The sequence below is a fragment of the Streptomyces africanus genome (genome assembly GCF_030816955.1).
GTDB lineage: Bacteria > Actinomycetota > Actinomycetes > Streptomycetales > Streptomycetaceae > Streptomyces > Streptomyces africanus.
Window position 1 is genome coordinate 4,713,627 of the sequence record NZ_JAUSYP010000001.1, and the last position, 23,146, is coordinate 4,736,772.

Here is a 23,146-nt window from a genome sequence, read left to right on the forward strand (position 1 = left end):
CGGGGCATCCGGTCCGACGGTTGGCGGCCAACGGCGGTCGCGGTGCACGCGGCGGAGACCTCCGCGTTCGCCCTCGACCATGGACATGCCCCGCCCGGAAGGGGTGTACGCGCGTGCCCGCACTTGTGCTGCTCGGTGCTCAGTGGGGTGACGAAGGCAAGGGAAAGGCCACCGACCTTCTCGGTGGTTCGGTGGACTATGTAGTGCGCTACCAGGGCGGCAACAACGCCGGCCACACGGTGGTCGTGGGTGACCAGAAGTACGCCCTCCACCTGCTCCCTTCCGGAATCCTGTCTCCCGGCTGCACGCCGGTCATCGGTAACGGTGTCGTCGTCGACCCGTCGGTCCTGCTCTCCGAGCTGAGCGGTCTGAACGAGCGTGGTGTCGACACCTCCAAGCTCCTCCTCAGCGGAAACGCGCACATCATCACGCCGTACAACGTCACGGTCGACAAGGTGACGGAGCGTTTCCTCGGCAAGCGGAAGATCGGCACGACCGGGCGCGGCATCGGCCCGACCTACGCCGACAAGATCAACCGCGTCGGTATCCGTGTCCAGGACCTGTACGACGAGTCGATCCTCACGCAGAAGGTCGAGGCGGCGCTCGACGTCAAGAACCAGATCCTCACCAAGCTCTACAACCGGCGCGCGATCGCCGTCGACCAGGTCGTCGAGGAGCTGCTGGGCTACGCCGACAAGCTCGCGCCGTACGTCGCCGACACCGTCCTGGTCCTCAACCAGGCGCTGGAGGAGGACAAGGTCGTCCTGTTCGAGGGCGGCCAGGGCACGCTCCTGGACATCGATCACGGCACGTACCCCTTCGTCACCTCCTCCAACCCGACCGCGGGCGGCGCCTGCACGGGCGCGGGCGTGGGCCCGACGAAGATCAGCCGGGTCATCGGCATCCTCAAGGCCTACACGACCCGTGTCGGCGCGGGCCCGTTCCCGACGGAGCTGTTCGACGAGGACGGCGAGGCGCTGCGCCGGATCGGCGGCGAGCGCGGTGTCACCACCGGCCGTGACCGGCGCTGCGGCTGGTTCGACGCAGTGATCGCCCGCTACGCGACCCGGGTGAACGGCCTGACGGACTTCTTCCTCACCAAGCTCGACGTCCTCACCGGCTGGGAGCAGATCCCGGTCTGCGTGGCGTACGAGATCGACGGCAAGCGGGTCGAGGAGCTGCCCTACTCCCAGACCGACTTCCACCACGCGAAGCCGGTCTACGAGATGCTGCCGGGCTGGAACGAGGACATCTCCAAGGCCAAGTCCTTCGCCGACCTGCCGAAGAACGCCCAGAGCTACGTCAAGGCGCTGGAGGAGATGTCCGGCGCCCCGATCTCCGCGATCGGCGTGGGCCCGGGCCGGGACGAGACGATCGAGATCAACTCGTTCCTGTAGGCCACAGGGCCGTCAGCGCCCGGTCACCGGCGTCCCGCGCGGGCGCCGGTGATCGGGCATAGGCTGAAAGTCAGACCCCCCGCGTGCGTCGACCAGAAGAAGGTGACTGCGATGCGCGTACTGCTCAAGGCATCCATGGACACGGAGAAGGCCAACGAGGCCATCCGCAACGGCACCTTGGGGAAGCTGGTCCAGGAGTCACTGGAACAGATCAAGCCCGAAGCGGCCTACTTCACCGCCGACCACGGCAAGCGGACCGCCTTCCTCGTCTTCGACATGCAGGACAGCTCGCAGATGCCGGTGCTCAGCGAGCCCTTCTTCCTCCAGCTCGGCGCGGAGATCAGCTACACACCGGTGATGAACCTGGAGGACCTGCAGAAGGGCCTCTCCCAGCTGGGCCGCTGAGCCCGGGGCTCAGCTGAAGACGATCATCGACCCCTGCGCCAGGCTCCGCGTCACGGCCGCGTGCAGACCGAGCCAGACGTGGCGTTCCCGGGCGAAGGGGCTGGGATCGTACGGGGCCGGGACGGCGGGTTCCTCCAGTTCCGTGGGCACGAGCGGCGGCTGGGGCGCGGCCGGCGGATTGGCCGGGTCGATGCCGATGGCCGGGGCGACCAGCTCCAGCTCTCGCAGCAGGGCGTGGGAGGAACCCAGCGGACCGCCGCCCGCGAGGAGTTGGTCGTCGGCGAGCGGGCTGGGAAAGTCGACGGGGACGTACGCGCCCGCGTGGTCGTAGTGCCAGACGAGGTGCGACTGCTGGGCCGTCGACTCGAACATCTCCAGCAACTGCTCGTAGTCGCCGCCGAGTTCGTCCACGGGCGTCACCGGCAGGCCGCACACCTGGAGCAGGTAGGCGCGGCGCAGGAAGTGCAGCGCGTCGTAGTCGAAGCCCGCCACCGGGGCGACGTCGCCCGACAGTCCCGGCATGTACTGGTACACCGGCACCGGCGGCAGCCCGGCCTCGGCGAGCACCTTGTTGTATTGCGCGAGTTCCTCGGCGAACGGGTTGTCCGGCGTGTGGCACAACACGTCGACGAGCGGTACCAGCCACAGGTCACAGGCCAAAGAAGGCTCCTCGCTCAGCTCGGTGGTCGGGTGGCGCGGTGTCAGGGAAGGGTATCGGTGCGGCACGAAAAGCGGCTCCCGCCGTGCATGTCCCATACCCATACGGACAGATGCGACGCAGGTCATCCTGAGGCGAGGCGCTCGATCAGGGCGATGGAGTGGGCGTTGTAGTCGGCGATGATCGACCGGGCCGTGTGGGTGTCGCGGGCGCCCAGGGCGTCGACCAGCTCGGTGTGGCCTGCCCACAGCTCGCCCCGCAGGTCCCTGAGCCGGCGCAGGTGCTGCACCGCACAGACCCAGGTCTGCACACGCAGCCGGTGCAGGAAGTCGGCGAGGTAGGGGTTGCCGAAGAGGGCGGCGAGCTCGCGCCAGAAACGCAGGTCGTAGCCGATGAGGACGGTGAGGTCACCGGCCGCCGCGGCCCGCTGCGCCTCCTCGCCGCGCCGCCGTACCCCGGCGAGCACGGCGGCGACCCGGGGGTCGCCCGGCTGCCCGGAAGCGTGCTGCCCGGTGGTGAGGGCGTGGAACATCCCCTCGATGACCAGGTCGCGGGCCTCGATCATGCCGCGGAAGTCCTCGGCCGAGTACTCGTGGACGCGGAAGCCGCGGTGCTGGTCGGCGTCGAGGAGCCCCTGCGCGGAGAGGTCGACCAGCGCCTCCCGGACCGGCGTGGCCGACACCCCGTACTGGTCGGCGATCTCCTTGACCGTGAACTCCTGCCCCGGCTGGAGCCGTCCCGCCAGTACCTCGTCACGAAGCGCGTCGGCGATCTGCTGTCGCAGGGTGCTGCGCGTCACGGCGCCGTTGCCGGAGCTGCGGGGCATGGTCAGGGCGTCTCCCTCGTCGCGTTCGGGTGGCGTGCACGTATATGTCTACGGCCACGCCACCCTACGCGTTCGAACGAGGTACGAGGTTGGTCGGTTACTGACTGGTTGTGGTCGTCTTCTGGTCGGTTTACAGCTGATTACCTGGTGTATTCGTCCGCCACGGAGAGCGCCGCGTCCAGCGCCGCGAGCCCCTCCTTCAGCTCCGCCTCGGTGACGGTGCAGGGCGGCACCACATGCGTCCGGTTCATGTTCACGAACGGCCACAGCCCGCTGTCCTTCGCGGCGGCGGCGAAGGCGGCCATCGGCGCGTTCGCCTCCCCGGCCGCGTTGTAGGGCACCAGCGGCTCCCGCGTATCCCGGCTGCGGACCAGCTCCAGCGCCCAGAACATGCCGACGCCGCGCACCTCGCCCACGCTCGGGTGCCGCGCGGCCAGCGCGCGCAGCTGCGGGCCGACGACGGACGCGCCCAGCCGGGCCGCGTTCTCGACGACGCCCTCCTCCGCCATGACGTTGATCGTCGCGACGGCGGCGGCGCACGCCAGCGGATGCCCGGAGTACGTCAGACCGCCGGGGTACGGCCGCTTCCCGAAGGTCTCGGCGATCGCGCCGGAGATCGCGACCCCGCCCAGCGGCACGTACCCGCTGTTCACGCCCTTGGCGAAGGTCAGCAGGTCGGGCGTGACGCCGAACAGGCCCGCCGCGAACCACTCACCGGTCCGCCCGAACCCGGCCATGACCTCGTCCAGGACGAAGACGATCCCGTACTTGTCGCACAGCTCCCGCACCCCGGCGAGATAGCCGGGCGGCGGGACCATGATCCCGGCCGTGCCCGGGATCGTCTCCAGGATGATCGCCGCGACGGTCGAGGGTCCCTCGAAGGCGATCGTCGTCTCCAGGTGCTCCAGCGCCCGCGCGCACTCCTGCTCCTCGGTCTCGGCGTAGAAACGGGAGCGGTAGAGGTAGGGCGCCCAGAAGTGCACGACCCCGGCCGTGCCGCTGTCGGAGGCCCAGCGGCGCGGGTCGCCGGTGATGTTCACGGCCTGCTGCGTACCGCCGTGGTACGAGCGGTACGCCGAGAGCACCTTCGGGCGGCCCGTGTGCAGCCGGGCCATCCGGATCGCATGCTCGACGGCGTCGGCGCCGCCGTTGGTGAAGAAGATCTTGTCCAGGTCGCCCGGGGTCCGCTCGGCGATCAGCCGGGCCGCCTCCGACCGGGCCTCGATCGCGAACGCGGGCGCGAAGGTCGTCATCCTCGCCGCCTGCTCCTGGATCGCGGCGACGACCCTGGGGTGCTGGTAGCCGATGTTCGTGTAGACGAGCCCGCTGGAGAAGTCGAGGTAGCGCCGGCCGTCGTAGTCCCAGAAGTACGACCCCTCCGCCCCGGCGACGGCGAGCGGGTCGATGAGCTCCTGAGCGGACCAGGAGTGGAACACGTGGTCACGGTCGGCGGCCTTGACGGCGGCACCGGCTTCGGGGTTCGGCTGAGGGGTCATGCGGGCGAGCGTAGGCGCGGGGGAGAGGGCGGTGAAATCGGCGGCCTGTCTGCCGTCGGCGGCATTCCGCGACAGGTTGTCCAGGCGCGCGGAGATCCCTGGATTGACAGTGTGCTGTCTAAATGTCAGGATGCTGTCATGACCTTTCGGGGTCGAGCTTCGGGTCTCAGGAGGAGCCATGAACGCCGTCACCGACCGCAAGCCCGTCCATCTCGCCGTCTACGACACCCTCGCCGACTGGGAGACGGGCCACGCCACGGCCCATCTCGCCCGCGCCGGGTACCGGATCCGGACCGTCGGCCCGTCCACGGACCCGGTCACCAGCATCGGCGGACTGCGCATCCAGCCCGACACGGCCCTGGACGACGTACGGCCCGAGGACAGCTCCTTGCTGATCCTCCCGGGCGCCGACCTCTGGGACACGACCGGCGACCTCGCGCCCTTCGCCCGCAAGGCCCGGGCGTTCCTGGACGCGGGCGTGCCGGTCGCCGCGATCTGCGGGGCCACCGCCGGGCTCGCCCGCGAGGGCCTGCTCGACGACCGCGACCACACCAGCGCGGTCTCCTTCTACCTGGCCGCGACCGGTTACGCGGGCGGCGAGCGCTACGTCGAGACCGACGCCGTCACCGACGCAAACCTGGTCACCGCCGGCCCGACCGAGCCCGTCGCCTTCGCCCGGGAGATCTTCCGGCTGCTCGGGGTGTACGAGGGCGAGGTGCTCGACGCCTGGTACCGGCTGTTCCACGACTCCGACGCGGCGGCGTACGCCGTGCTGGCGAAGGCCGGGGCGGCATGAGCCGGGAGCGTCAGGACCTGCTCAGCCGCAGCGCCCTCGGGGTGTTCCGGCTGAACGGCCAGTTCCTCGCCGTGGCGGAGGAACTGGCCCGGCCCGCCGGACTGACCGCCGCCTGGTGGCAGGTGCTCGGCGCGGTCCTCGGAGAGCCGCTGCCCGTCTCCGGCATCGCCCGCGCCATGGGCATCACGCGGCAGAGCGTGCAGCGCATCGCCGACCTGCTGGTGGACCGCGGGCTCGCCGAGTACCGGCCGAACCCCGCGCACCGCCGCGCCAAGCTCCTCGCGCCGACCGGGGAGGGGCGGGCGGCGATCGCCCGTATCAACCCCGGGCACACGGCCTTCGCCGACCGGCTGGCGGAGGCGTTCGGGGAGGCGGACCTGGCGGAGGCGGTGCGGGTACTGGAACGGCTGTCGAAGGTGCTCGACCAGGTGGGACCGCCTGTTACGGAACCGTAGACGTCGTTCGGGCCTGCCCCGCCCGGGCCCGGCACTATTCTCGATCTGTTGCTCACGTGTGGGGGGAAGGCGGTTGAGCGATGGAGAAGCTGGGGCCCGGGGATCCACTGGGGGTCCCCCCAGGCGTTAAGCACTGGGGGAGCATTGGTGCCTACCGGCTGCTGGCGCGGCTCGGGGCGGGCGGTATGGGGCACGTGTATCTGGCCCGCTCGGAGCGGGGCCGTACGGTCGCCGTGAAACTCGTGCGCGAGGAACTGGCCGCGCAGGAGGAGTTCCGGGAGCGCTTCCGGCAGGAGGTGCGGGCCGCGCGGCGGGTCGGCGGGTACTGGACGGCGCCGGTGCTGGACGCGGACACCGAGGCGGCGGTGCCCTGGGTGGCCACCGGGTACGTCGCCGGGCCGAGCCTCCAGCAGGTCGTCGGACACGACCACGGCGCCCTGCCCGAGCGGACGGTCCGCATCCTCGCGGCCGGGCTCGCGCACGCGCTCAAGGACATCCACGCCGCCGGCATCGTCCACCGCGACCTCAAGCCGTCCAACGTGCTGGTCACCATCGACGGCCCGCGCGTCATCGACTTCGGTATCGCCCGGGCCCTGCAGACCGTGACGGACGGCGGGCTCACGCGCACCGGGGCGCTCGTCGGATCGCCCGGTTTCATGGCGCCCGAGCAGGTGCGCGGCGACCGCATCACCCCCGCGTGCGACGTCTTCTGCCTCGGCTCGGTCCTCGCCTACGCCGCCACCGGCGCCCTGCCCTTCGGCACCGCCAACAGTGGTGTGCACGCCCTGATGTTCCGCATCGCCCAGGAGGAACCGGACCTGGAGGGCGTCCCCGAGGGCATCGCCGACCTGGTCCGCGACTGCCTGCGCAAGGACCCCGCCGCACGCCCGTCCCTCGACCGCGTCCTGGAACGCACCGGCGCGGACGACACCGTTTCCGACGGCCGCGCCCTCGACCCCTGGCTCCCGAGCGCCCTGGTCGCCCAACTCGGGCGGCACGCGGTGCGGTTGCTGGACGCGGAGGATCCGGAGGGGGCCGGCTCCGCCGAGGGAGCGGGTTCCCCCGAGCCGCCTGCCGAGCAGCGGGGTCCCGGCCCCGAGGAGAACCCCGGCCCCGACCCCACGCCCGAACACGCCCCCGCCGCCGACGAGTCGGCGCCGCGCCCCGCGCTGCCCCCGGCCCCCGCGACGGCGCCCGCCGCGACCCCCGGCCCGCCCCCTCCGGGCCTGCCGGGCGAGGGCCCGCCGGTGAACCATCTGCCCACCATGGTCGCCGGTCAGAGCGCGCCCCCGGCGCCCCGGCAACTCCCGGGCACGGGCGCACCGTCCCACCCGCAGCAGCCGCAGCCGCAGCCGCAGCCGCAGACGCCCCCGCCGCCGCACCCGGCGTACGGCTACCCCCAGCAGCACCCCCAACCCGGGACCCCCGGCGCCCCCGGCACCCCGGCGTACCACCCCGCCTACGGCGGACTCGGCTCCACCCCGCCCTACGGCCCGCCGCCCTACGGCACGACTCCGCCCTACGGCCCCACCCCGCCCTACGGCCCCCCGCAGGACCCGGGGCGAAGAAGCGGCCGTTCCACCGCGCTGCTCGCCGTGATCGCCCTGGTCGTCGCGCTGGCCGCAGGCGGCTCGGTGTACGCGCTGATGCAGGGCGGCGACGGCGACCAGGCCGACGCCGGCCCCACCCCCACGCAGAGCACCGGCGCGCCCCCGACCACGCCGGGCCCGTCCCCGACGACCTCACAGCCGGACACCTCCGCCTCTCCGGCGGACGGCGCGATCCCGACCGGGTACCTCGGCACCTGGACCACGACCATCGACAACGCCGACGGCGAGCACAGCCGTTCGCTCACCCTCCAGCAGGGCGAACCGGGCGACACGGTCCTGTCCCTCGTGGCCGACGGCCCGACCAAGGACGGCGGCAGCTACCACTGCGTGTTCGAGGGGCAGTTGACCGCTGGACCCGGCGCCGACGGCACGCTGAAGATCGGCCCGTCCACCGTGAAGGTCGGGCAGCCGCGCACCGCCTGCACCCCGGGCGCCGCCACCGAGGTCACCCTCCTGCCGGACGGCACGCTCCAGCGCCTCAACACGAGCAGCGGGGAGCGGCTGACGTACACGAGGCAGTGACCAACTCCTCGTGGAACCTCGTGGCCGTGGCGACGGCCGTGCCTGATCAACTGTGGCCGAGAATCTCCGCGTTGAGGATGGTTCCGCCCAGGCTCCAGCCGCCGTCGGCGACCTCTTCGAGGACCACGAGCGTCGTCGCGCGGGCACGTTCTCCGTAGACGTCGGCGAACGCGTCGGTGACGGCGTCCTGGAGCTTCTTCTTGGACTCCTCGGTGAGCGTGTCGGCGGGAACCTTGAGGTTGGCGAAGGGCATGAGGTGTTCCTTTCCGGTGGTGTACGGGTCACAGGGTGGTGTGGGGGCGGACGCCGCGGTCAGGCCATGCCGCCGTTCGCCCGCAGGATCTGGCCGTTGACCCAGTGCCCTTCCCTGCTGGTGAGGAAGGCGACCACGTGGGCGATGTCGGCCGGCGTGCCCAGACGCTCCAGCGGCGGGGTCTTGGCCAGCGCCTCGATCTGCTCGTCCGTCTTGCCGTCCAGGAACAGGTCGGTCGCCGTGGGCCCGGGGGCGACGGTGTTGACGGTGACGTCCCGGCCGCGCAGCTCGCGCGCGAGGGTGAGGGTGAGTGCCTCGACCGCGCCCTTACTGGCCGTGTAGGCACCGTAGGCGGGGAACTGGGTGGCGACCACGGAGGTCGAGAAGGCGACGAAGGAGCCGCCCGCGCGCAGCCGGCGGGCGGCCTGCTGCGCCACGACGAAGGTGCCGCGGACGTTGGTGCGCAGCACGGCGTCGAGCACGCTCAGATCGAGGTCGGCGATCGGGGACAGAGCCATCCGTCCGGCGCAGTTCACCACCACGTCCACGCCGCCGAACTCGGCTTCCACCCGATCGAACACGGCGGTGACGGCGTGTTCGTCGGCGACGTCGGCCTGGAGCGCGATCGCCTGGCCGCCGGCCGCGGTGATCGCCTTCACCGTCTCCTGGGCGGAGGCGGAGTCGCTCGCGTAGTTCACGGCCACGATCAGGCCGTCGTGGGCCAGGCGCTCGGCGACGGCGCGCCCGATGCCGCGCGAGCCGCCGGTGACGACGGCGACCCGGCGGGGCGCTGCAGCAGCAGTGTCGGTGGGATTCATGTGTCCCACGATGCGGCGCTCGCGGCGTGCGTACCAGGGGATGTCATCCCCTGTGTCAGCGGTGTGCCGGCAGGCCGCCATCGCGCAGACTGGGTGTGTGGGTTCCCCGAAATACACCGAGCTCGGCGCTTTCCTGCGCTCGCGCCGTGAGCGCATCCGCCCCGAGGACGTCGGCCTGGTCGCGGGCCCGCGCCGCCGTGTGCCGGGGCTGCGCCGTGATGAGGTGGCGCAACTCGCGGGTGCCTCGGTCGACTACTACAACGAGCTCGAACGCGGTGCGGGCTCACAGCCCTCGGAGCAGATGCTCGCCGCCCTGGCCCGCGCGCTGCGTCTGACGTCGGACGAGCGCGACTACCTCTACCGCCTCGCCGACCGCCCCCTGCCCGCGCACGGCGGGCCCCGGGCGCATGTACACCCCGGGATGACGGACCTGCTCACCCGGCTGACCTCGACGCCGGCGCAGGTCATCACCGACCTGCACGTCACGCTCGTGCAGAACCCCCTCGCCATCGCCCTGCTCGGCGACCAGTCGGGGTTCCGCGGCAAGAACGCGAGCTTCGTCTACCGCTGGTTCACCGACCCCGCCGCGCGCCGCCTCTATCCCGAAGCCGATCACGACGCACAGTCCCGCTCGTTCGTCGCCGACCTGCGGGCCGCCGCGGCACGTCGCGACGCGAAAGACCCCGAGGCCCGCACCCTGATCGCCGACCTGAGTGCCCGCTCACCCGAGTTCGACGACCTGTGGGCCCAGCACGAGGTCAGAGTCCGCCGGGACGACCGCAAGCGCATCAACCACCCCGCACTCGGCACGCTGGAGGTCAACTGCCTCAACCTCTTCAGCGAGGACGGCCGGCAGCGGCTGCTCTGGTTCACTCCCGCGCTGGGTACGGACAGCGCCGACAAACTGGACCTGCTCGCCGTCATAGGAACCCAGCTCACCGACGCCCCACGCTGACCGGCCCCCGCGCTGAACGTCCCGTAGGCCTCGGCCTGCCGGACCCGCCGTCATCTGGGCTCCGGCGGCCGCTGCCGGGGCATGTTCGGCCGCGCACCTCCCGCCGGCGGCACGGAGAACCGCCCGTTGAGGCCCCCCGCCTCGGCCCCGCGCCCGCCCCCCGGGAACACCACCGCCTGCAAACCCACAGGTGCACCCCCGTTCCGGAATTCCCCCACCCACTCCGCCGTCTCGCCCCGCACCAGCTCGCTCACGTCCTCGGAGAACCTCCGCAGCACCCCGAGACACCGCTCGGCCGCCTCGCTCGCCGTCCCCTCCGCCGGCCCCAGGACCTCCCGCACGCACTCCGCCGCCCAGTCGAACTGAAGCGCCTGCAACCGCCGCTGCACGGCCTGCGCGGTGGCCACGTCCCGCATCCATCCCGACGTCACCCCGAAGTACCGGTCGACGGCCACACAGGCCACCCCCAGCAGCAGCGCCAGACACCCCCAAGGCGCGATCCCGCCCGCGACCCCGGTCAGATCCAGCAGGGGCAGCGCGACCCCGGTGACCGCCCCCACCGCGGCCCCGCAGCGCAGCACCCGCGCGCACCGCCGCTTCCACACCCGGTCCTCCAGATACCAGGCCGCCGTCCGCAGCGCCCCGCGCTCCACCCAGCGGTACAGCTCGTCGAGCCGGACCGCCGGTTCCCCCCAGTCCCCGAGCGGAAAGGCCCGCCCGGTCAGATCGCCCGGCCGCAGCCGGGCCGCCCCCTCGCCCCGTCCGTCCTGAGGCGGCCCCTCGGGCTGCATCTCCGGCTGACCCACCCGGCACTCCCTACTGACCACCCTGCGTGACAAGTGACACACACGACGCACACGCGCCGGACCCTTCCTACCCCCCAACGGGTGGCGAAGATGTAGCTTTCGCCGCTTTTCCGCCCGGAAGTATTCCTTGATCAGTTATAGGGCGCGAGGGAAACTCACTCGAAAGAGTGCTGGGGCGACGCCAGGCCCGACCACGTAGGCTCGTGCCGAACGGGAAAACCCGTACCGAGCAAGGAGCTGATCGTGATCCCCGGTGGTGGCCAGCCCAATATGCAGCAGCTGCTCCAGCAGGCCCAGAAGATGCAACAGGACCTGGCGCAGGCGCAGGAGGAACTGGCGCAGACGGAGGTCGACGGCCAGGCGGGCGGCGGACTCGTCACCGCGACCGTCACCGGCGCCGGCGAGCTGCGCAACCTGAAGATCGACCCGAAGGCGGTGGATCCGGACGACACGGAAACCCTCGCCGATCTGGTCGTGGCGGCGGTACAGGCGGCCAACGAGAACGCGCAGGCGCTCCAGCAGCAGAAGCTGGGCCCGCTCGCGCAGGGTCTGGGCGGCGGCGGCATCCCCGGTCTGCCGTTCTGAGACGCCCGCCGCCTTCCTCGGACAGGCGGCTGACAACTACGGTACGTACGGGAAGGCCGTACGGCGCGCACGACCCCGATGACCCAGGAAAGGCAGTCCGTTGTACGAAGGCGTGGTCCAGGACCTGATCGACGAGCTGGGGCGGCTGCCCGGCGTCGGTCCGAAGAGCGCCCAGCGGATCGCCTTCCACATCCTGCAGGCGGAGCCCACGGACGTACGCCGGCTCGCCCAGGCCCTCATGGAGGTCAAGGCGAAGGTCCGCTTCTGCGCGACCTGCGGCAACGTCGCGCAGGAGGAGCTGTGCAACATCTGCCGTGACACCCGCCGCGATCCCGCCGTCATCTGCGTCGTCGAGGAACCGAAGGACGTCGTGGCGATCGAGCGCACACGTGAGTTCCGGGGCCGGTACCACGTCCTGGGCGGAGCGATCAGCCCGATCGACGGGGTGGGGCCGGACGACCTGCGGATCAGGGAACTCCTGGCCCGCCTGGCCGACGGCACGGTCACGGAGCTCATCCTCGCCACGGACCCCAATCTCGAAGGCGAGGCGACCGCCACGTACCTCGCCCGCATGATCAAGCCCATGGGCCTGAAGGTCACCCGCCTGGCCAGCGGCCTCCCGGTGGGTGGCGACCTGGAATACGCGGACGAGGTGACCCTCGGTCGCGCCTTCGAGGGGAGACGACTCCTAGATGTCTGACGCCACGCTGCACGCGACCGACCAGAACCCGGACGACTTCGCCGTCCAGATCGCGGACCAGGTCGAGAGCTTCCTGGTCGCCGTCACGGAGATCGCGAAGGGCGACGAGCCGGAATCGGCCGTGCCGTTCCTGCTCCTGGAGGTCTCCCAGCTCCTCCTGGCCGGCGGCCGTCTCGGCGCGCACGAGGACATCGTGCCCGACGAGCGCTACGAGCCCGACCCGGGCCCCGAGCCGGACGTCGACGAACTCCGCGAGAACCTGGCCCGCCTCCTCGACCCCGTCGACGTCTACTCGGAGGTCTTCGACCCCTACGAGCCCCGCAAGGCTCCGGTCCCGGCCCGTATCTCCGACGACCTCACCGACGTCATCACCGACCTGCGCCACGGCATGGTCCACTACCGGGCGGGCCGCACCACGGAGGCCCTGTGGTGGTGGCAGTTCTCCTACTTCTCCAACTGGGGTTCCACCGCCTCCGCGACCCTGCGCGCCCTCCAGTCGGTCCTCGCCCACGTCCGCCTCGACCAGCCCCTGGCCGAACTCGACGGCCTCGACACGGACCAGGACATGGGCGACGACACCCTGGAGATCGAGGCGGGCCGGGTGATGGCGGAGGAGATCGCGGGCCCGCTGGGCCTGCGCCCGGCCAAGTAACCGCCCCGCCTCAGCGGCTTTCTCCCCACCACGGCCCGGCCCCGGGCGCGATGATGGCCGGATGACCGGTCAGTCGAAGGCATGGATGTGGACGGGCGTCGGGCTCTGCGCCGCCGGGGCCCTGGGGCTCGTCGTCGGTGCTGTCCTGGACGTCGAGGCGGCGGATCCCTGGGCCAGTGTGGCCGGCGGCGTCGCCGCGCTGATCGGCCTGGCACTCGCGGTGTACGCCGGGTTCCAGGGCTCGGCAGGTACGTCCGGCACATCCGGTGGCACGGCGGTGAACGCGAGCGGTACGAGGTCCGTCGCCGCCGGCGGGACCATCGGTACGGTCTCGACCGGCCACGGCCCGGGGCCCTCAGCGCCCGCCCCGCCGGCCAACCCCTCGCCCCCGCCCTCTTCCACGCCTGCGCAGCCCCGGAACGTCACCGCATCCGGCGAGCGTTCCGTCGCCGCGGGCGGTGACATCGGCTCCGCCTCCACGGCAGACGCATGAGCCCCTCGGCGGCGGCCTCCGGGCCAAGGACGCCTCACCCTGAGTGAGTTGGCCGCATCCTGGACGTCCCCTGTACGACGGCTGCACGGCCCCTAACCGGTGACACGCGAGTCTGGAGTCACTTCCACCGCAGAGAAAGCGGAGGCAGTCAACTCCCCCTCGATCCCACCGGAGATGAAGATGACCCGTCGCCCCGCGGCCCCGTCCATACGCAAGCGCGTCGCCGTCGCCACCGCCGTGGCCGTCCTCGCCGCCGGCACCTTCGCCGTCGGTGCCGGAGTCGCCGGGGCCGACTCGCGCGGCGCCTCCGGGAAGACGTCCGCCAAGACGGCCACCAAGGCGCAGGTGCTCGGACTCTTCGACCAGTGGAACGCGGCGCTGCAGACCGGCGACCCGCAGAAGGTCGCCGACCTGTACGCCAAGGACGCCGTCCTGCTGCCGACCGTCTCCGACAACGTCCGTACGGACAGAGCCGAGATCGTCGACTACTTCGAGCACTTCCTCCGGAAAAAGCCGGCCGGCACGAAGGTCGAGTCGGTCGTCAACGTCCTCGACCGGGACACCGCCATCGACACCGGCGTGTACGAGTTCGCGCTCACCGACCACGAGACGGGCGCGAAGAGCACCGTCAAGGCCCGCTACACGTACGCCTACGAGAAGCAGCCGAACGGCACGTGGCTGATCGTCAACCACCACTCCTCGAAGATGCCCGAGGGCTGACCGCCCGGAGGGTGATGGTCACGCACAGACCGCGCCCATGGGGGTGCCCCCGGTCGAGCGAAGCCGAGACTGGGGGAGCGTCCGTCAGGGCCACGGTCCCGCCGTCGTCCGTCGCCAGCTGCTTGACGACGGCGAGACCGAGACCGGAGCCGCCCTTCCCGGTCAGTCCCTGGCCGCGCCAGAAGCGGTCGAAGGCGCGGGACTTCTCGGCGTCCGACATGCCGGGCCCCTCGTCCAGGACCGACACCCCCACCACATCGCCCCGGGGGTCCACCCGCACGGTGATCGTCCCGCCGTCCGGCGAGACCTCCAGGGCGTTGGAGAGCACGTTGTCCAGCATCTGGTCCAGATGACCGGGGCTGGACAGCACAGACGGCCGGCCGTCGATACTCCCCCTGAGCGCGACGGTGACTCCGCGCTCGTCGGCGGCCGGCCTCCACACGGCGAGCCGCTCCCGCACGATGTCCAGCAGCGGGAGCGGCTCGGCCGCCGTCACCTTCGCCTCGGCACGGGCCAGCACCAGCAGGCCGTTGACCAGGCGGTTCATCCGGACGACCTCGGCGGTGGCCTGCTCCACGTCCTCCCGGACGAACTCGTCGTCGACACCGTCCGCGATGTTGTCCAGGGACAGCCGCAGGGCCGTGAGCGGGGTGCGCAGCTGGTGCGAGGCGTCCGCGACGAAGATGCGCTGGGCCGCGATCAGCGTGTCCAGGCGTTCCGCGCCCTGGTTGAGGGTGCGCGCTAGCGTCTGGGTCTCCGGCGGGCCCGTCACGGGGGAGCGGGCGGTCAGGTCGCCGTCGCTGAACCTGCTCGCCATGTCGTTGAGCTGGCGCAGCGGGCGGGTGAGGCGCCGCGCCACCCCCGCGCCGAGCAGGGCGGCCACCCCGAGGACCAGCACCGCGAGGACCGCCCGGAAGCCCCAGATCGTCCACAGGCGGTCGGTCATCTCGTCCGTCGAGTAGACGATGCGCACGGCCCCGGCGGCGTGGTCCTCCCCGGCCGTCCTGGCGGGGACCGTGATCACCAGCTCGGGCCCCCAGATGAAGGAGGAGCCCCAGTCGGTCGTGGCATCGTTCCGTTCGAGGGCGGCGGTCAGGGCCGCGTCCCGCTTCGGGCGGAGCAGGCCCGGCGCGCAGCCTGCGGCTCCGGTCACCTGGACGTCGCCGGGCGTCTCGGCGGCGTACGCGGTGGCCATCTTCCGGAGTGCTTCGCAGGAGGTGGAGTCGCCGTGGGCCAGCAGCAGCGCCATGGTCTTGGCCTCGCGCAGCACGGACCCCTCGGTGTCGCCCCGCAGCTGGGAGGTGAGGGAGAAGGCCACCGGCACCGTGAACAGGGCGATGGCGATCGCGACGAGGAAGATGTAGCTGCGGACGAGCTGGCGGATCATGAGGCGGCGCTGTCCGTTCCGGTGCTCGGATCGCCGCCGTCCTGGACGATCTCCAGCCGGAAGCCGACCCCGCGCACCGCCTCGATCGTGATCGCCCCCGCGAGCTTCCGCCGCAACGCCGCCACGTGCACGTCCAGCGTCTTCGTCGGCCCGAACCAGTTCGCGTCCCAGACCGCTTCCATGATCTGCTCGCGCGACATCAGCGCCCCGGGCTCCTCGGTGAGGAAGGCCAGCAGGTCGTACTCCTTGGGGGCGAGGGCCACCTCCTCGCCGTCGAGGCGCACCCGGGCCGCCTTGCGGTCGACGGTCAGGCGGGGGCCGTAGCGGTCGGGGCCGTTCCCGGGCGCCCCGGCCGTGGGAGTGCGGGGCTGGGCGCGGCGCATGACCGCACGGATGCGCGCGATGACCTCGCGGACGCCGAACGGCTTGGAGACGTAGTCGTCCGCGCCGATCTCCAGGCCCACCACCCGGTCCGTCTCGTCGCTGCGGGCGCTGATCACGATGATCGGGACGTCGCCGCGTGCGCGCAGCGCCTTGCAGACGTCCAGGCCGTCGGTGTCGGGCAGGCCGAGGTCCAGCAGGACGACGTCGCAGGGGCCCGGGTGGTCCAGCGCCGCCCGGCCCGTGGTGACCCACTCGACCTCGAAGCCGTAGCGCTTCAGGCCGCGTCTGAGGGACTCGGCGACCGGTTCATCGTCTTCCACCAGAAGTACGCGCACAGGCGAACCCTAGTGCTTGAAAGTTGAGTCACCGTGAGCGGGCACGTGCGATTGTGACGCCGGGCACTTTCTCGCGTGGCCTGTGCCCAGATGGGCATGAGCAGATCTGAACGAGTACCCCCGGAAGTCTCACCATGCGATATCGCGGAGGGGTTTTTCGGACGCTCGTTAGACTGAGCCGACCGCAGTACGAATGCGTATGAGCGGATAGAGACGGATTGAGCGAGGAGCGCACGTGGGCCTTGTCGTGCAGAAGTACGGAGGCTCCTCCGTAGCCGATGCCGAGGGCATCAAGCGCGTCGCCAAGCGGATCGTGGAAGCGAAGCAGAACGGCAACCAGGTGGTTGCCGTCGTTTCCGCGATGGGCGACACGACGGACGAGCTGATCGATCTCGCCGAGCAGGTTTCCCCGATGCCTGCCGGGCGCGAGCTCGACATGCTGCTGACCGCCGGAGAGCGGATCTCCATGGCACTGCTGGCCATGGCGATCAAAAAGCTGGGCCACGAGGCGCAGTCGTTCACCGGCAGCCAGGCAGGTGTCATCACCGACTCGGTCCACAACAAAGCCCGGATCATCGACGTCACGCCGGGCCGGATCAAGACCTCGGTGGACGAGGGCAACATCGCGATCGTGGCGGGTTTCCAGGGCGTCAGCCAGGACACCAAGGACATCACCACGCTCGGCCGCGGCGGCTCCGACACCACCGCGGTGGCCCTGGCGGCCGCCCTCGGCGCCGATGTGTGCGAGATCTACACCGACGTCGACGGCGTGTTCACCGCCGACCCGCGCGTGGTGAAGAAGGCCCGGAAGATCGACTGGATCTCCCTCGAGGACATGCTCGAGCTGGCGGCATCCGGGTCGAAGGTGCTGCTCCACCGCTGCGTGGAGTACGCCCGCCGGTACGACATCCCGATCCACGTCCGGTCCAGCTTCAGCGGACTCAAGGGCACGTGGGTCAGCAGTGAGCCGATCGAGCAAGGGGACAAGCAGGTGGAGCAGGCCATCATCTCCGGTGTCGCGCACGACACCTCCGAGGCCAAGGTCACGGTCGTCGGCGTGCCGGACAAGCCGGGCGAGGCGGCCGCGATCTTCCGGACGATCTCGGACGCCGAGATCAACATCGACATGATCGTGCAGAACGTGTCCGCCGCCTCCACGGGTCTGACGGACATCTCCTTCACGCTCCCCAAGTCCGAGGGACGCAAGGCCATCGACGCCCTGGAGAAGAACAAGGGCACCATCGGCTTCGACTCCCTGCGCTACGACGACCAGATCGGCAAGATCTCCCTCGTCGGCGCCGGGATGAAGACCAACCCGGGTGTCACGGCCGACTTCTTCAAGGCGCTGTCCGACGCCGGTGTGAACATCGAGCTGATCTCGACCTCCGAGATCCGCATCTCGGTCGTCACGCGCGCCGACGACGTGCCCGAGGCCGTCCGTGCCGTGCACACCGCGTTCGGGCTCGACTCCGACAGCGACGAGGCCGTCGTCTACGGAGGCACCGGCCGCTGATGGCAGGCCTCCGACGGGCCGACGGGTCCGGCCGGTCCGGGCGGCCGACGCTCGCCGTCGTGGGAGCGACCGGGGCCGTCGGCACGGTCATGCTCCGGATCCTGTCCCAGCGGGCGGACATCTGGGGCGAGATCCGACTGATCGCCTCCCCGCGCTCGGCCGGCCGCAAGCTGGCCGTGCGCGGCGAGGAGACCGAGGTCGTGGCGCTCACCGAGGAGGCCTTCGACGGGGTCGACGTCGCCATGTTCGACGTCCCCGACGAGGTCGCCGAGCGGTGGGCGCCCCTGGCCGCCGCCAAGGGCGCGGTGGTGGTCGACAACTCCGGCACGTTCCGGATGGACCCGGAGGTGCCCCTCGTGGTGCCCGAGGTCAACCCGCACGCCGTGCGGATGCGCCCGCGCGGGATCATCGCCAACCCCAGCTGCACGACGCTCTCCATGATCGTGGCCCTGGGCGCGCTGCACGCCGAGTTCGGGCTGCGCGAGCTGGTGGTCTCCTCGTACCAGGCGGTCAGCGGCGCCGGCCGCGCGGGCGTGGCCACGCTGCGGCAGCAGCTGTCCCTGGTCGCCGGCACGGAGCTGGGGACGAACCCCGGTGACGTACGGCGGGCCGTGGGGGACGGCACCGGGCCGTTCCCGGAGCCGGTCGCGCTGAACGTGGTGCCGTGGGCCGGGTCGCCGCGCGAGGACGGCTGGTCGTCGGAGGAGCTGAAGGTCCGGGACGAGTCCCGCAAGATCCTCGGGCTGCCCGGCCTCCCCGTGGCCATCACCTGCGTGCGCGTACCGGTGATCACCACGCACTCGCTGACCGTGCACGCCCGCTTCGAGGGCGAGGTCACCGTCGACAAGGCCCGCGAGATCCTCGCCACGGCGCCCGGTGTCGTGCTGTTCGACAACCCGGCCGCGGGCGAGTTCCCCACCCCCGCCGACGTGGTCGGCACGGACCCGACGTGGGTCGGGCGGGTGCGGCGGGCACTGGACGACCCGACGGCGCTCGAACTGTTCGTCTGCGGCGACAACCTGCGCAAGGGCTCCGCGCTCAACACCGCACAGATCGCCGAACTGGTGGCCGCCGAGCGCTCGTGACGGGCCGGAGCGGTGGCCGTCGAGCTTCCGTGTCGTGCCGACCCGGCGGCCGTCGGCCTTCGTGACGGGCCGGGCCCGTGGGCGTCGCCCGGGTTTCGGGAAGTTTCGCCACGCCGAAATCCCCCGCCGTGTGTCATAGGGGGTTTGTAGGATCTGTGTACGACATGTGAGCCGGTCGATGGTCCGGACCACTTGTCCCGGACCCCCTCGGCATCCGAGGATTTACCTCCCCGCCCTCCGCAACCACGCGGAGGGCGGGGAGCGTCTTTGCGATCGCCCTTCCGGGCGGCGGGACGTGCATTCAGGCGTGGGGACGCCTGGAACCGGGCGTGGGGACGCCCGTTCACAAATGGACATAGGGGAAGAGCGGGACGCATGAGGGCATTTGATGCACCATCGGTTGTGCTGCCTGACGCGGGTAGACCGTCGACGGTCAAGGTCGGCGTGAAAGTGATGCCCGGCACGTACAACCCTCACGGGGGTGAGCGTGTCCAACAGACGTGGCAGAGGTACTCGACTTCAGCGCGGCACGCGGCACGGTCCTCAGACCGCCCCGTCCGGCGGTTCTACGACCCCGCATGCCCGGTACCGCCGGTGGCATGCCGGTGATCGCGCCCGTGCCCGCAGCGCGGCCGGCCCGCATCCCGAACCAGCGTGACGGCGCCGAGGACGGTGTCGCGGCCGGGACCACCGTCGACCACCTCACCGAGACCTACCGGGCGCACTACCGCTCGCTGCTCGGTCTCGCCGCCCTCCTCCTCGACGACACGGCCTCCTGCGAGGACGTCGTCCAGGAGGCCTTCATCCGTGTCCACTCGGCCCGCAAGCGTGTCCGCGACCCCGAGAAGACCCTGGCGTACCTGCGTCAGACGGTCGTCAACCTGTCGCGCTCGGCGCTGCGCCGCCGCATCCTCGGCCTCAAGCTGCTGTCGAAGCCCATGCCCGACATGGCCAGTGCCGAGGAAGGCGCCTACGACCAGCTGGAGCGCGACTCCCTCATCAAGGCGATGAAGGGCCTCCAGCGCCGCCAGCGCGAGGTGCTGGTGCTGCGCTACTTCGCGGACATGACCGAGGCCCAGGTCGCCGAGACCCTCGGCATATCCCTGGGCTCGGTCAAGGCCTACGGCTCGCGCGGCATCGCGGCGCTGCGGCTGGCCATGGAGGCGCCGGCATGAGCGACGGCAACGGCGCGCCCCGCGACGGGCGCGACCGGCACGAACCCTTCGAGTGGCACGAGCCGACAAGGCTGCACGGGCAAGATCCGAAGCAATCGCACGCTGGGAACGGAACTGTGAACCACGGCCTGGACGACCAGAGCCCCGAGGGGTTCGACTCGGACGAGCTGGACCTGCGCAGGATGCTGCACCAAGTGGTGCAGGAGGTGGAGCCGCGCGACGGCACCCTGGACTATCTGCGGAAGGCGGTGCCCCAGCGCCGGGCCCGCAAGCGGCAGGCCGTCGTCGGCATGGCCGCCGCCGCGCTCTTCATCGGCACGGCCATCCCCGCTCTCGTGCACGTCTCCAACGCCCCCGGCTCCGACGCCAACCCGTCGGTCGCCGGCCACGCTTCCGAGACGCAGGGCGGCGCGAGCCAGGGCAAGGGCCCGGACGGCGGTGAGAGCACCGCGGGCAGCTCGCCCGGCAAGACCGAGGGCAAGGGCAAGGGCGACAAGAAGGAGAAGGGCAAGGAAGGCAAGAGCACCGGCGGCGCCTCGACCGGCGCGTCCCAGGGTGCCGGCCCGTCCTCCACCACCGCCGCCGGCATCCAGGCGTGCACCGCCGCCCAGCTCGGCCCCGCCACCGGCAGCAGCGCCGCCCCCGACTCCACCGGCGCGGTCTACGGCTCCTTCCGTGTCACCAACGTCTCCGCGGCGAGCTGCACGGTCACCGGCCCCGGCGACGTGAGCGCCCTGGCGCAGGGCTCGGCCGACGCCACCAAGGTCGGTGCGGTCCGGCACACGGCCGGGGACGCGGCGGCCGGGCTGCCCGACCCGTCCCTGGAGGCCGCCCAGCTGGTGCTCGCGCCGGGCGTCGCCTACGACGTGAAGTTCGCCTGGGTCCCCACGGAGACCTGCCCGACCCCCGGCGGCGACCCGGGCGACCCCGGCGACCCCACTCCCGAACCCACACCGACGCCGGACGGCGCCACGGGCGGCACCTCCACCGCCGGCGACACGGGCACGGCCCCGCAGCTGGCCACAGAGGACGGCACACCAGACGGCAGCGTGGCGGTGACGTACACCCCGTCAACCGGCTCGGGCGCGACCTCGGTGACGGTGTCCAACGCGTGCGCGGGGACGGTCTACTGGACGGGCGTACTGGCGGCTTCGTAGCTGCCTCAGCTGCGGGCAATCGTGCCGCTGGGGCGCGCCCGTCCCAAGAAGGCGGCACCCCGCCTCAGGCCTGAGCTGCGGGCAATCGTGCCTCCCCCAGTGCCTTAAGGGCCTGGGAGGTGCCCCCCAGGCGGCACGGGTGGGCGCAGCGGCACCCCGCACCGCCGGGCTGCGGACCCACCCGGCCTCAGCAGCAACGCCGCGTCACTTCGCTCCGGCGTCCGCAGCGACAGGCTGCTCCTCCTCCGCCACCAGCCCCAGCTCCGCATCCCGCGCGAACTCCACCTCGCGCCGCAGCAACCGGAACCACATGAAGATCACAAACCCCACGAAGGCGAACCACTCGGCGGTGTAACCGAGGTTCTGGAACGCCTTCAGGTCCAGCCCGGTGTCCGGCGGCGCACTCGCCGGCACCGCCTTCATCCCCGAGTCACCCTTCGCCAACGTGACCCACGCGTCGTACACGTCGTACGGCACCAGGTTCACCAGGGACGCCGCGCTGATCGCCCCGGTCTGCCCGGCCGGCAGACCGCCCTGCGCACTGACGCCGTTGTCACCCGGCGTCTCGGACGCCTGAAGCGCCCCGGTCACCGTGACCTCACCGGCGGGCGCGGCGGGCGCCTTCGCCGCGTCGGCGGCCCCGGGCAGCCAGCCCCGTACCACCGGCAGCGCCTCACCCGAGTCGGTCCGCAGCAGCGTCAGGACGTAGAAGCCCTGCTTGCCGTCGAGCTCCCGGCCGGGCACCAGCAACTGCCTGCCGTAGCGGCCGGTCGCGGTGACCTGCTTGCCGGACGTCGCCTTGGTCACCGGCAGCATCTCGCCGAGCGGCCGGGGCGCCTCGTGCCGCGCCTCGGAGACCTGCTCGGTCGCCGTGCGGTGGTCCTGGACCCGCTCCTCGAACCGGCCCAGCTGCCAGGACCCCATGAAGATGCAGAAGGGGATGGACAACAGCACGAAGACGTTGATCCCCCACCATCGGGGCGTCAGCAGAAACCGGTACACACCCTTACGGTACGGGGCAGCCGGGCGAACCCGGCCTGCGGGGTCGGCCGTCAGTCCTTGCGGGCCCGGAGCGAGTACATCAGCGGGATCCGCGGCCGGTCCGCCGGATAGCGGAAGTAGCCGTCCCGCCGCTCGAAGCACCCGAACCGCCGGAACAGCGAGACGTCGTGCTCGTGCAGGAACTCGATGCGCAGCCCGGCCGCCGCCAGCGCCGAGACGACCTCGCCGACCGGATGCTGCCACTCCACGCGCCGGTTGTGGACGAACTCGGCGCCCTCGGCCGCGTAGGAACCCGGACTCTCCTCGATCCAGGCGTCACGGGCGAAGTAGTCGTACGTGATCCGCGAGCCGGTCTCGTCGTCGAGGACGTCGGTGAGCGGGTGGAACTCGGAGAGGTACAGGAACCCGCCGGGCGCCACCAGCGAGGCCGCCGTCTCTGCCCAGCGCCCGATGTCGGGCAGCCAGCACAGCGCGCCGACGCCGGTGTAGACGATGTCGTACGACGGGTCCGGAACCGCGGTGGCCGCGTCGTACACGTCCGCCGCGACGAAGGCGGCCCGGTCCTGGCCGAGGCCGAGATCGCGCGCGAGGCCGCGGGCGACGTCGACCGCCGGTGCGGAGAAGTCGAGGCCGACGACACGGTCGGCGCCGTGCCGCGCCCAGGACAGGGTGTCGAGGCCGATGTGGCACTGGAGGTGCAGCAGCGAGCGGCCGGAGACGTCGCCGACCTCGGTCTTTTCGAAGTCGCGCAAGGGGTCCTGCCCGGCCCGGAAGGCGTCGAGGTCGTAGAAACCGCCCGTGGTGTGCAGCGGGACCCGCTCGTCCCAGTGGGCCCGGTTGGCCTCGTGCCAGTCGGCCGGGGTGGGGGAGTACATGGATGACTCCTGACCTGCTGGGAAGGGGGACCCGTGGAGGTTATCCACAGGCTGAGGACCTCGCCAGCGAATTGTCGGTGAGGGCG

At 71.5% G+C, this 23,146-nt stretch carries 25 protein-coding genes; 15 read left to right on the forward strand and 10 right to left on the reverse strand.

Annotated features, from left to right (window positions below):
- The first annotated feature begins 113 nt into the window (after positions 1-113).
- On the forward strand, positions 114-1,397 hold the full coding sequence (locus QF034_RS21970; RefSeq protein ID WP_307176573.1) for an adenylosuccinate synthase: 1,284 nt from the start codon (positions 114-116) through the stop codon (positions 1,395-1,397).
- 111 nt (positions 1,398-1,508) lie between these two features.
- Positions 1,509-1,802 carry a hypothetical protein gene (locus QF034_RS21975; RefSeq protein WP_307176574.1) on the forward strand — a complete coding sequence of 98 codons (294 nt, stop codon included), beginning with the start codon at positions 1,509-1,511 and terminating at the stop codon, positions 1,800-1,802.
- A 9-nt stretch (positions 1,803-1,811) separates the two neighbouring features.
- Here QF034_RS21975 and QF034_RS21980 read toward each other — a convergent pair whose 3' ends face one another.
- The 3 genes from QF034_RS21980 to QF034_RS21990 all read right to left on the reverse strand — a co-directional run bounded on the left by QF034_RS21980 (position 1,812) and on the right by QF034_RS21990 (position 4,782).
- Positions 1,812-2,462 (reverse strand): putative DNA-mimic protein, encoded by a 651-nt coding sequence (locus QF034_RS21980; RefSeq protein WP_307179947.1) that lies wholly within the window; start codon positions 2,460-2,462, stop codon positions 1,812-1,814.
- Between the two features lie 122 nt (positions 2,463-2,584).
- Complete coding sequence (locus tag QF034_RS21985; protein ID WP_307176575.1) at positions 2,585-3,286, reverse strand: GntR family transcriptional regulator; 702 nt, start codon at positions 3,284-3,286, stop codon at positions 2,585-2,587.
- A gap of 140 nt (positions 3,287-3,426) precedes the next feature.
- Positions 3,427-4,782, reverse strand: a complete 1,356-nt coding sequence (locus QF034_RS21990; RefSeq protein WP_307176576.1) for an aspartate aminotransferase family protein — start codon at positions 4,780-4,782, stop codon at positions 3,427-3,429.
- A gap of 178 nt (positions 4,783-4,960) precedes the next feature.
- Between QF034_RS21990 and QF034_RS21995 the strand changes: the two genes are divergently transcribed.
- The 3 genes from QF034_RS21995 (at position 4,961) to QF034_RS22005 (ending at position 8,165) form a co-directional block, all read left to right on the forward strand.
- A complete protein-coding gene (locus QF034_RS21995; protein ID WP_307176577.1) occupies positions 4,961-5,578 on the forward strand; it encodes a type 1 glutamine amidotransferase family protein in 618 nt (205 codons plus the stop codon).
- A complete protein-coding gene (locus QF034_RS22000; RefSeq protein ID WP_307176578.1) occupies positions 5,575-6,033 on the forward strand; it encodes a MarR family winged helix-turn-helix transcriptional regulator in 459 nt (152 codons plus the stop codon). Before QF034_RS21995 ends, QF034_RS22000 begins: the two co-directional genes overlap by 4 nt.
- A gap of 80 nt (positions 6,034-6,113) precedes the next feature.
- On the forward strand, positions 6,114-8,165 hold the full coding sequence (locus tag QF034_RS22005) for a serine/threonine-protein kinase (protein ID WP_307176579.1): 2,052 nt from the start codon (positions 6,114-6,116) through the stop codon (positions 8,163-8,165).
- A gap of 46 nt (positions 8,166-8,211) precedes the next feature.
- On the opposite strand, the gene QF034_RS22010 is transcribed toward QF034_RS22005, so the two are convergent.
- Together QF034_RS22010 and QF034_RS22015 are read right to left on the reverse strand one after the other, a co-directional pair.
- A complete protein-coding gene (locus QF034_RS22010) occupies positions 8,212-8,418 on the reverse strand; it encodes a tautomerase family protein (RefSeq protein WP_307176580.1) in 207 nt (68 codons plus the stop codon).
- A gap of 59 nt (positions 8,419-8,477) precedes the next feature.
- Positions 8,478-9,236: an SDR family oxidoreductase gene (locus tag QF034_RS22015; RefSeq protein ID WP_307176581.1), complete on the reverse strand. Its 759-nt coding sequence runs from the start codon at positions 9,234-9,236 to the stop codon at positions 8,478-8,480.
- Positions 9,237-9,333: 97 nt separating this feature from the next.
- Here QF034_RS22015 and QF034_RS22020 point away from each other — a divergent pair, with 97 nt between their 5' ends.
- On the forward strand, positions 9,334-10,191 hold the full coding sequence (locus QF034_RS22020) for a helix-turn-helix transcriptional regulator (RefSeq protein ID WP_307176582.1): 858 nt from the start codon (positions 9,334-9,336) through the stop codon (positions 10,189-10,191).
- Positions 10,192-10,241: 50 nt separating this feature from the next.
- Here QF034_RS22020 and QF034_RS22025 read toward each other — a convergent pair whose 3' ends face one another.
- Positions 10,242-10,997, reverse strand: a complete 756-nt coding sequence (locus tag QF034_RS22025) for an SLATT domain-containing protein (protein ID WP_307176583.1) — start codon at positions 10,995-10,997, stop codon at positions 10,242-10,244.
- A 243-nt stretch (positions 10,998-11,240) separates the two neighbouring features.
- On the opposite strand from QF034_RS22025, the gene QF034_RS22030 reads away from it, so the two are divergent.
- The 5 genes from QF034_RS22030 to QF034_RS22050 all read left to right on the forward strand — a co-directional run bounded on the left by QF034_RS22030 (position 11,241) and on the right by QF034_RS22050 (position 14,147).
- Entirely contained in the window at positions 11,241-11,582 is a 342-nt protein-coding gene (locus QF034_RS22030; protein WP_184594451.1) for a YbaB/EbfC family nucleoid-associated protein, read from the forward strand.
- A 100-nt stretch (positions 11,583-11,682) separates the two neighbouring features.
- A complete protein-coding gene (gene recR / locus QF034_RS22035) occupies positions 11,683-12,282 on the forward strand; it encodes a recombination mediator RecR (protein WP_003991835.1) in 600 nt (199 codons plus the stop codon).
- On the forward strand, positions 12,275-12,934 hold the full coding sequence (locus tag QF034_RS22040) for a DUF5063 domain-containing protein (RefSeq protein WP_306965117.1): 660 nt from the start codon (positions 12,275-12,277) through the stop codon (positions 12,932-12,934). Before recR ends, QF034_RS22040 begins: the two co-directional genes overlap by 8 nt.
- 61 nt (positions 12,935-12,995) lie before the next feature.
- The gene (locus QF034_RS22045) at positions 12,996-13,427 is read left to right on the forward strand and encodes a hypothetical protein (RefSeq protein WP_307176584.1); all 432 of its coding nucleotides are present in this window, start codon (positions 12,996-12,998) and stop codon (positions 13,425-13,427) included.
- A gap of 180 nt (positions 13,428-13,607) precedes the next feature.
- Complete coding sequence (locus QF034_RS22050) at positions 13,608-14,147, forward strand: SgcJ/EcaC family oxidoreductase (protein ID WP_307176585.1); 540 nt, start codon at positions 13,608-13,610, stop codon at positions 14,145-14,147.
- On the opposite strand, the gene QF034_RS22055 is transcribed toward QF034_RS22050, so the two are convergent.
- Both QF034_RS22055 and QF034_RS22060 read right to left on the reverse strand, forming a co-directional pair.
- Positions 14,113-15,534 (reverse strand): sensor histidine kinase, encoded by a 1,422-nt coding sequence (locus tag QF034_RS22055; RefSeq protein ID WP_307176586.1) that lies wholly within the window; start codon positions 15,532-15,534, stop codon positions 14,113-14,115. The genes QF034_RS22050 and QF034_RS22055 overlap by 35 nt on opposite strands.
- Positions 15,531-16,253 (reverse strand): response regulator transcription factor, encoded by a 723-nt coding sequence (locus QF034_RS22060; RefSeq protein ID WP_307176587.1) that lies wholly within the window; start codon positions 16,251-16,253, stop codon positions 15,531-15,533. The genes QF034_RS22055 and QF034_RS22060 overlap by 4 nt, the downstream gene beginning before the upstream one ends.
- A gap of 235 nt (positions 16,254-16,488) precedes the next feature.
- Between QF034_RS22060 and QF034_RS22065 the strand changes: the two genes are divergently transcribed.
- The 4 genes from QF034_RS22065 to QF034_RS22080 all read left to right on the forward strand — a co-directional run bounded on the left by QF034_RS22065 (position 16,489) and on the right by QF034_RS22080 (position 21,183).
- A complete protein-coding gene (locus QF034_RS22065) occupies positions 16,489-17,766 on the forward strand; it encodes an aspartate kinase (protein ID WP_086561646.1) in 1,278 nt (425 codons plus the stop codon).
- Complete coding sequence (locus QF034_RS22070; RefSeq protein ID WP_307176588.1) at positions 17,766-18,851, forward strand: aspartate-semialdehyde dehydrogenase; 1,086 nt, start codon at positions 17,766-17,768, stop codon at positions 18,849-18,851. Before QF034_RS22065 ends, QF034_RS22070 begins: the two co-directional genes overlap by 1 nt.
- 599 nt (positions 18,852-19,450) lie before the next feature.
- Positions 19,451-20,026 carry a SigE family RNA polymerase sigma factor gene (locus tag QF034_RS22075; RefSeq protein WP_010032008.1) on the forward strand — a complete coding sequence of 192 codons (576 nt, stop codon included), beginning with the start codon at positions 19,451-19,453 and terminating at the stop codon, positions 20,024-20,026.
- A 116-nt stretch (positions 20,027-20,142) separates the two neighbouring features.
- Positions 20,143-21,183, forward strand: a complete 1,041-nt coding sequence (locus tag QF034_RS22080) for a hypothetical protein (RefSeq protein ID WP_307176589.1) — start codon at positions 20,143-20,145, stop codon at positions 21,181-21,183.
- 204 nt (positions 21,184-21,387) lie between these two features.
- Here QF034_RS22080 and QF034_RS22085 read toward each other — a convergent pair whose 3' ends face one another.
- Both QF034_RS22085 and QF034_RS22090 read right to left on the reverse strand, forming a co-directional pair.
- Complete coding sequence (locus tag QF034_RS22085; RefSeq protein ID WP_307176590.1) at positions 21,388-22,185, reverse strand: SURF1 family protein; 798 nt, start codon at positions 22,183-22,185, stop codon at positions 21,388-21,390.
- A gap of 50 nt (positions 22,186-22,235) precedes the next feature.
- Positions 22,236-23,060 carry a class I SAM-dependent methyltransferase gene (locus QF034_RS22090; RefSeq protein ID WP_307176591.1) on the reverse strand — a complete coding sequence of 275 codons (825 nt, stop codon included), beginning with the start codon at positions 23,058-23,060 and terminating at the stop codon, positions 22,236-22,238.
- Positions 23,061-23,146 lie beyond the last annotated feature (86 nt).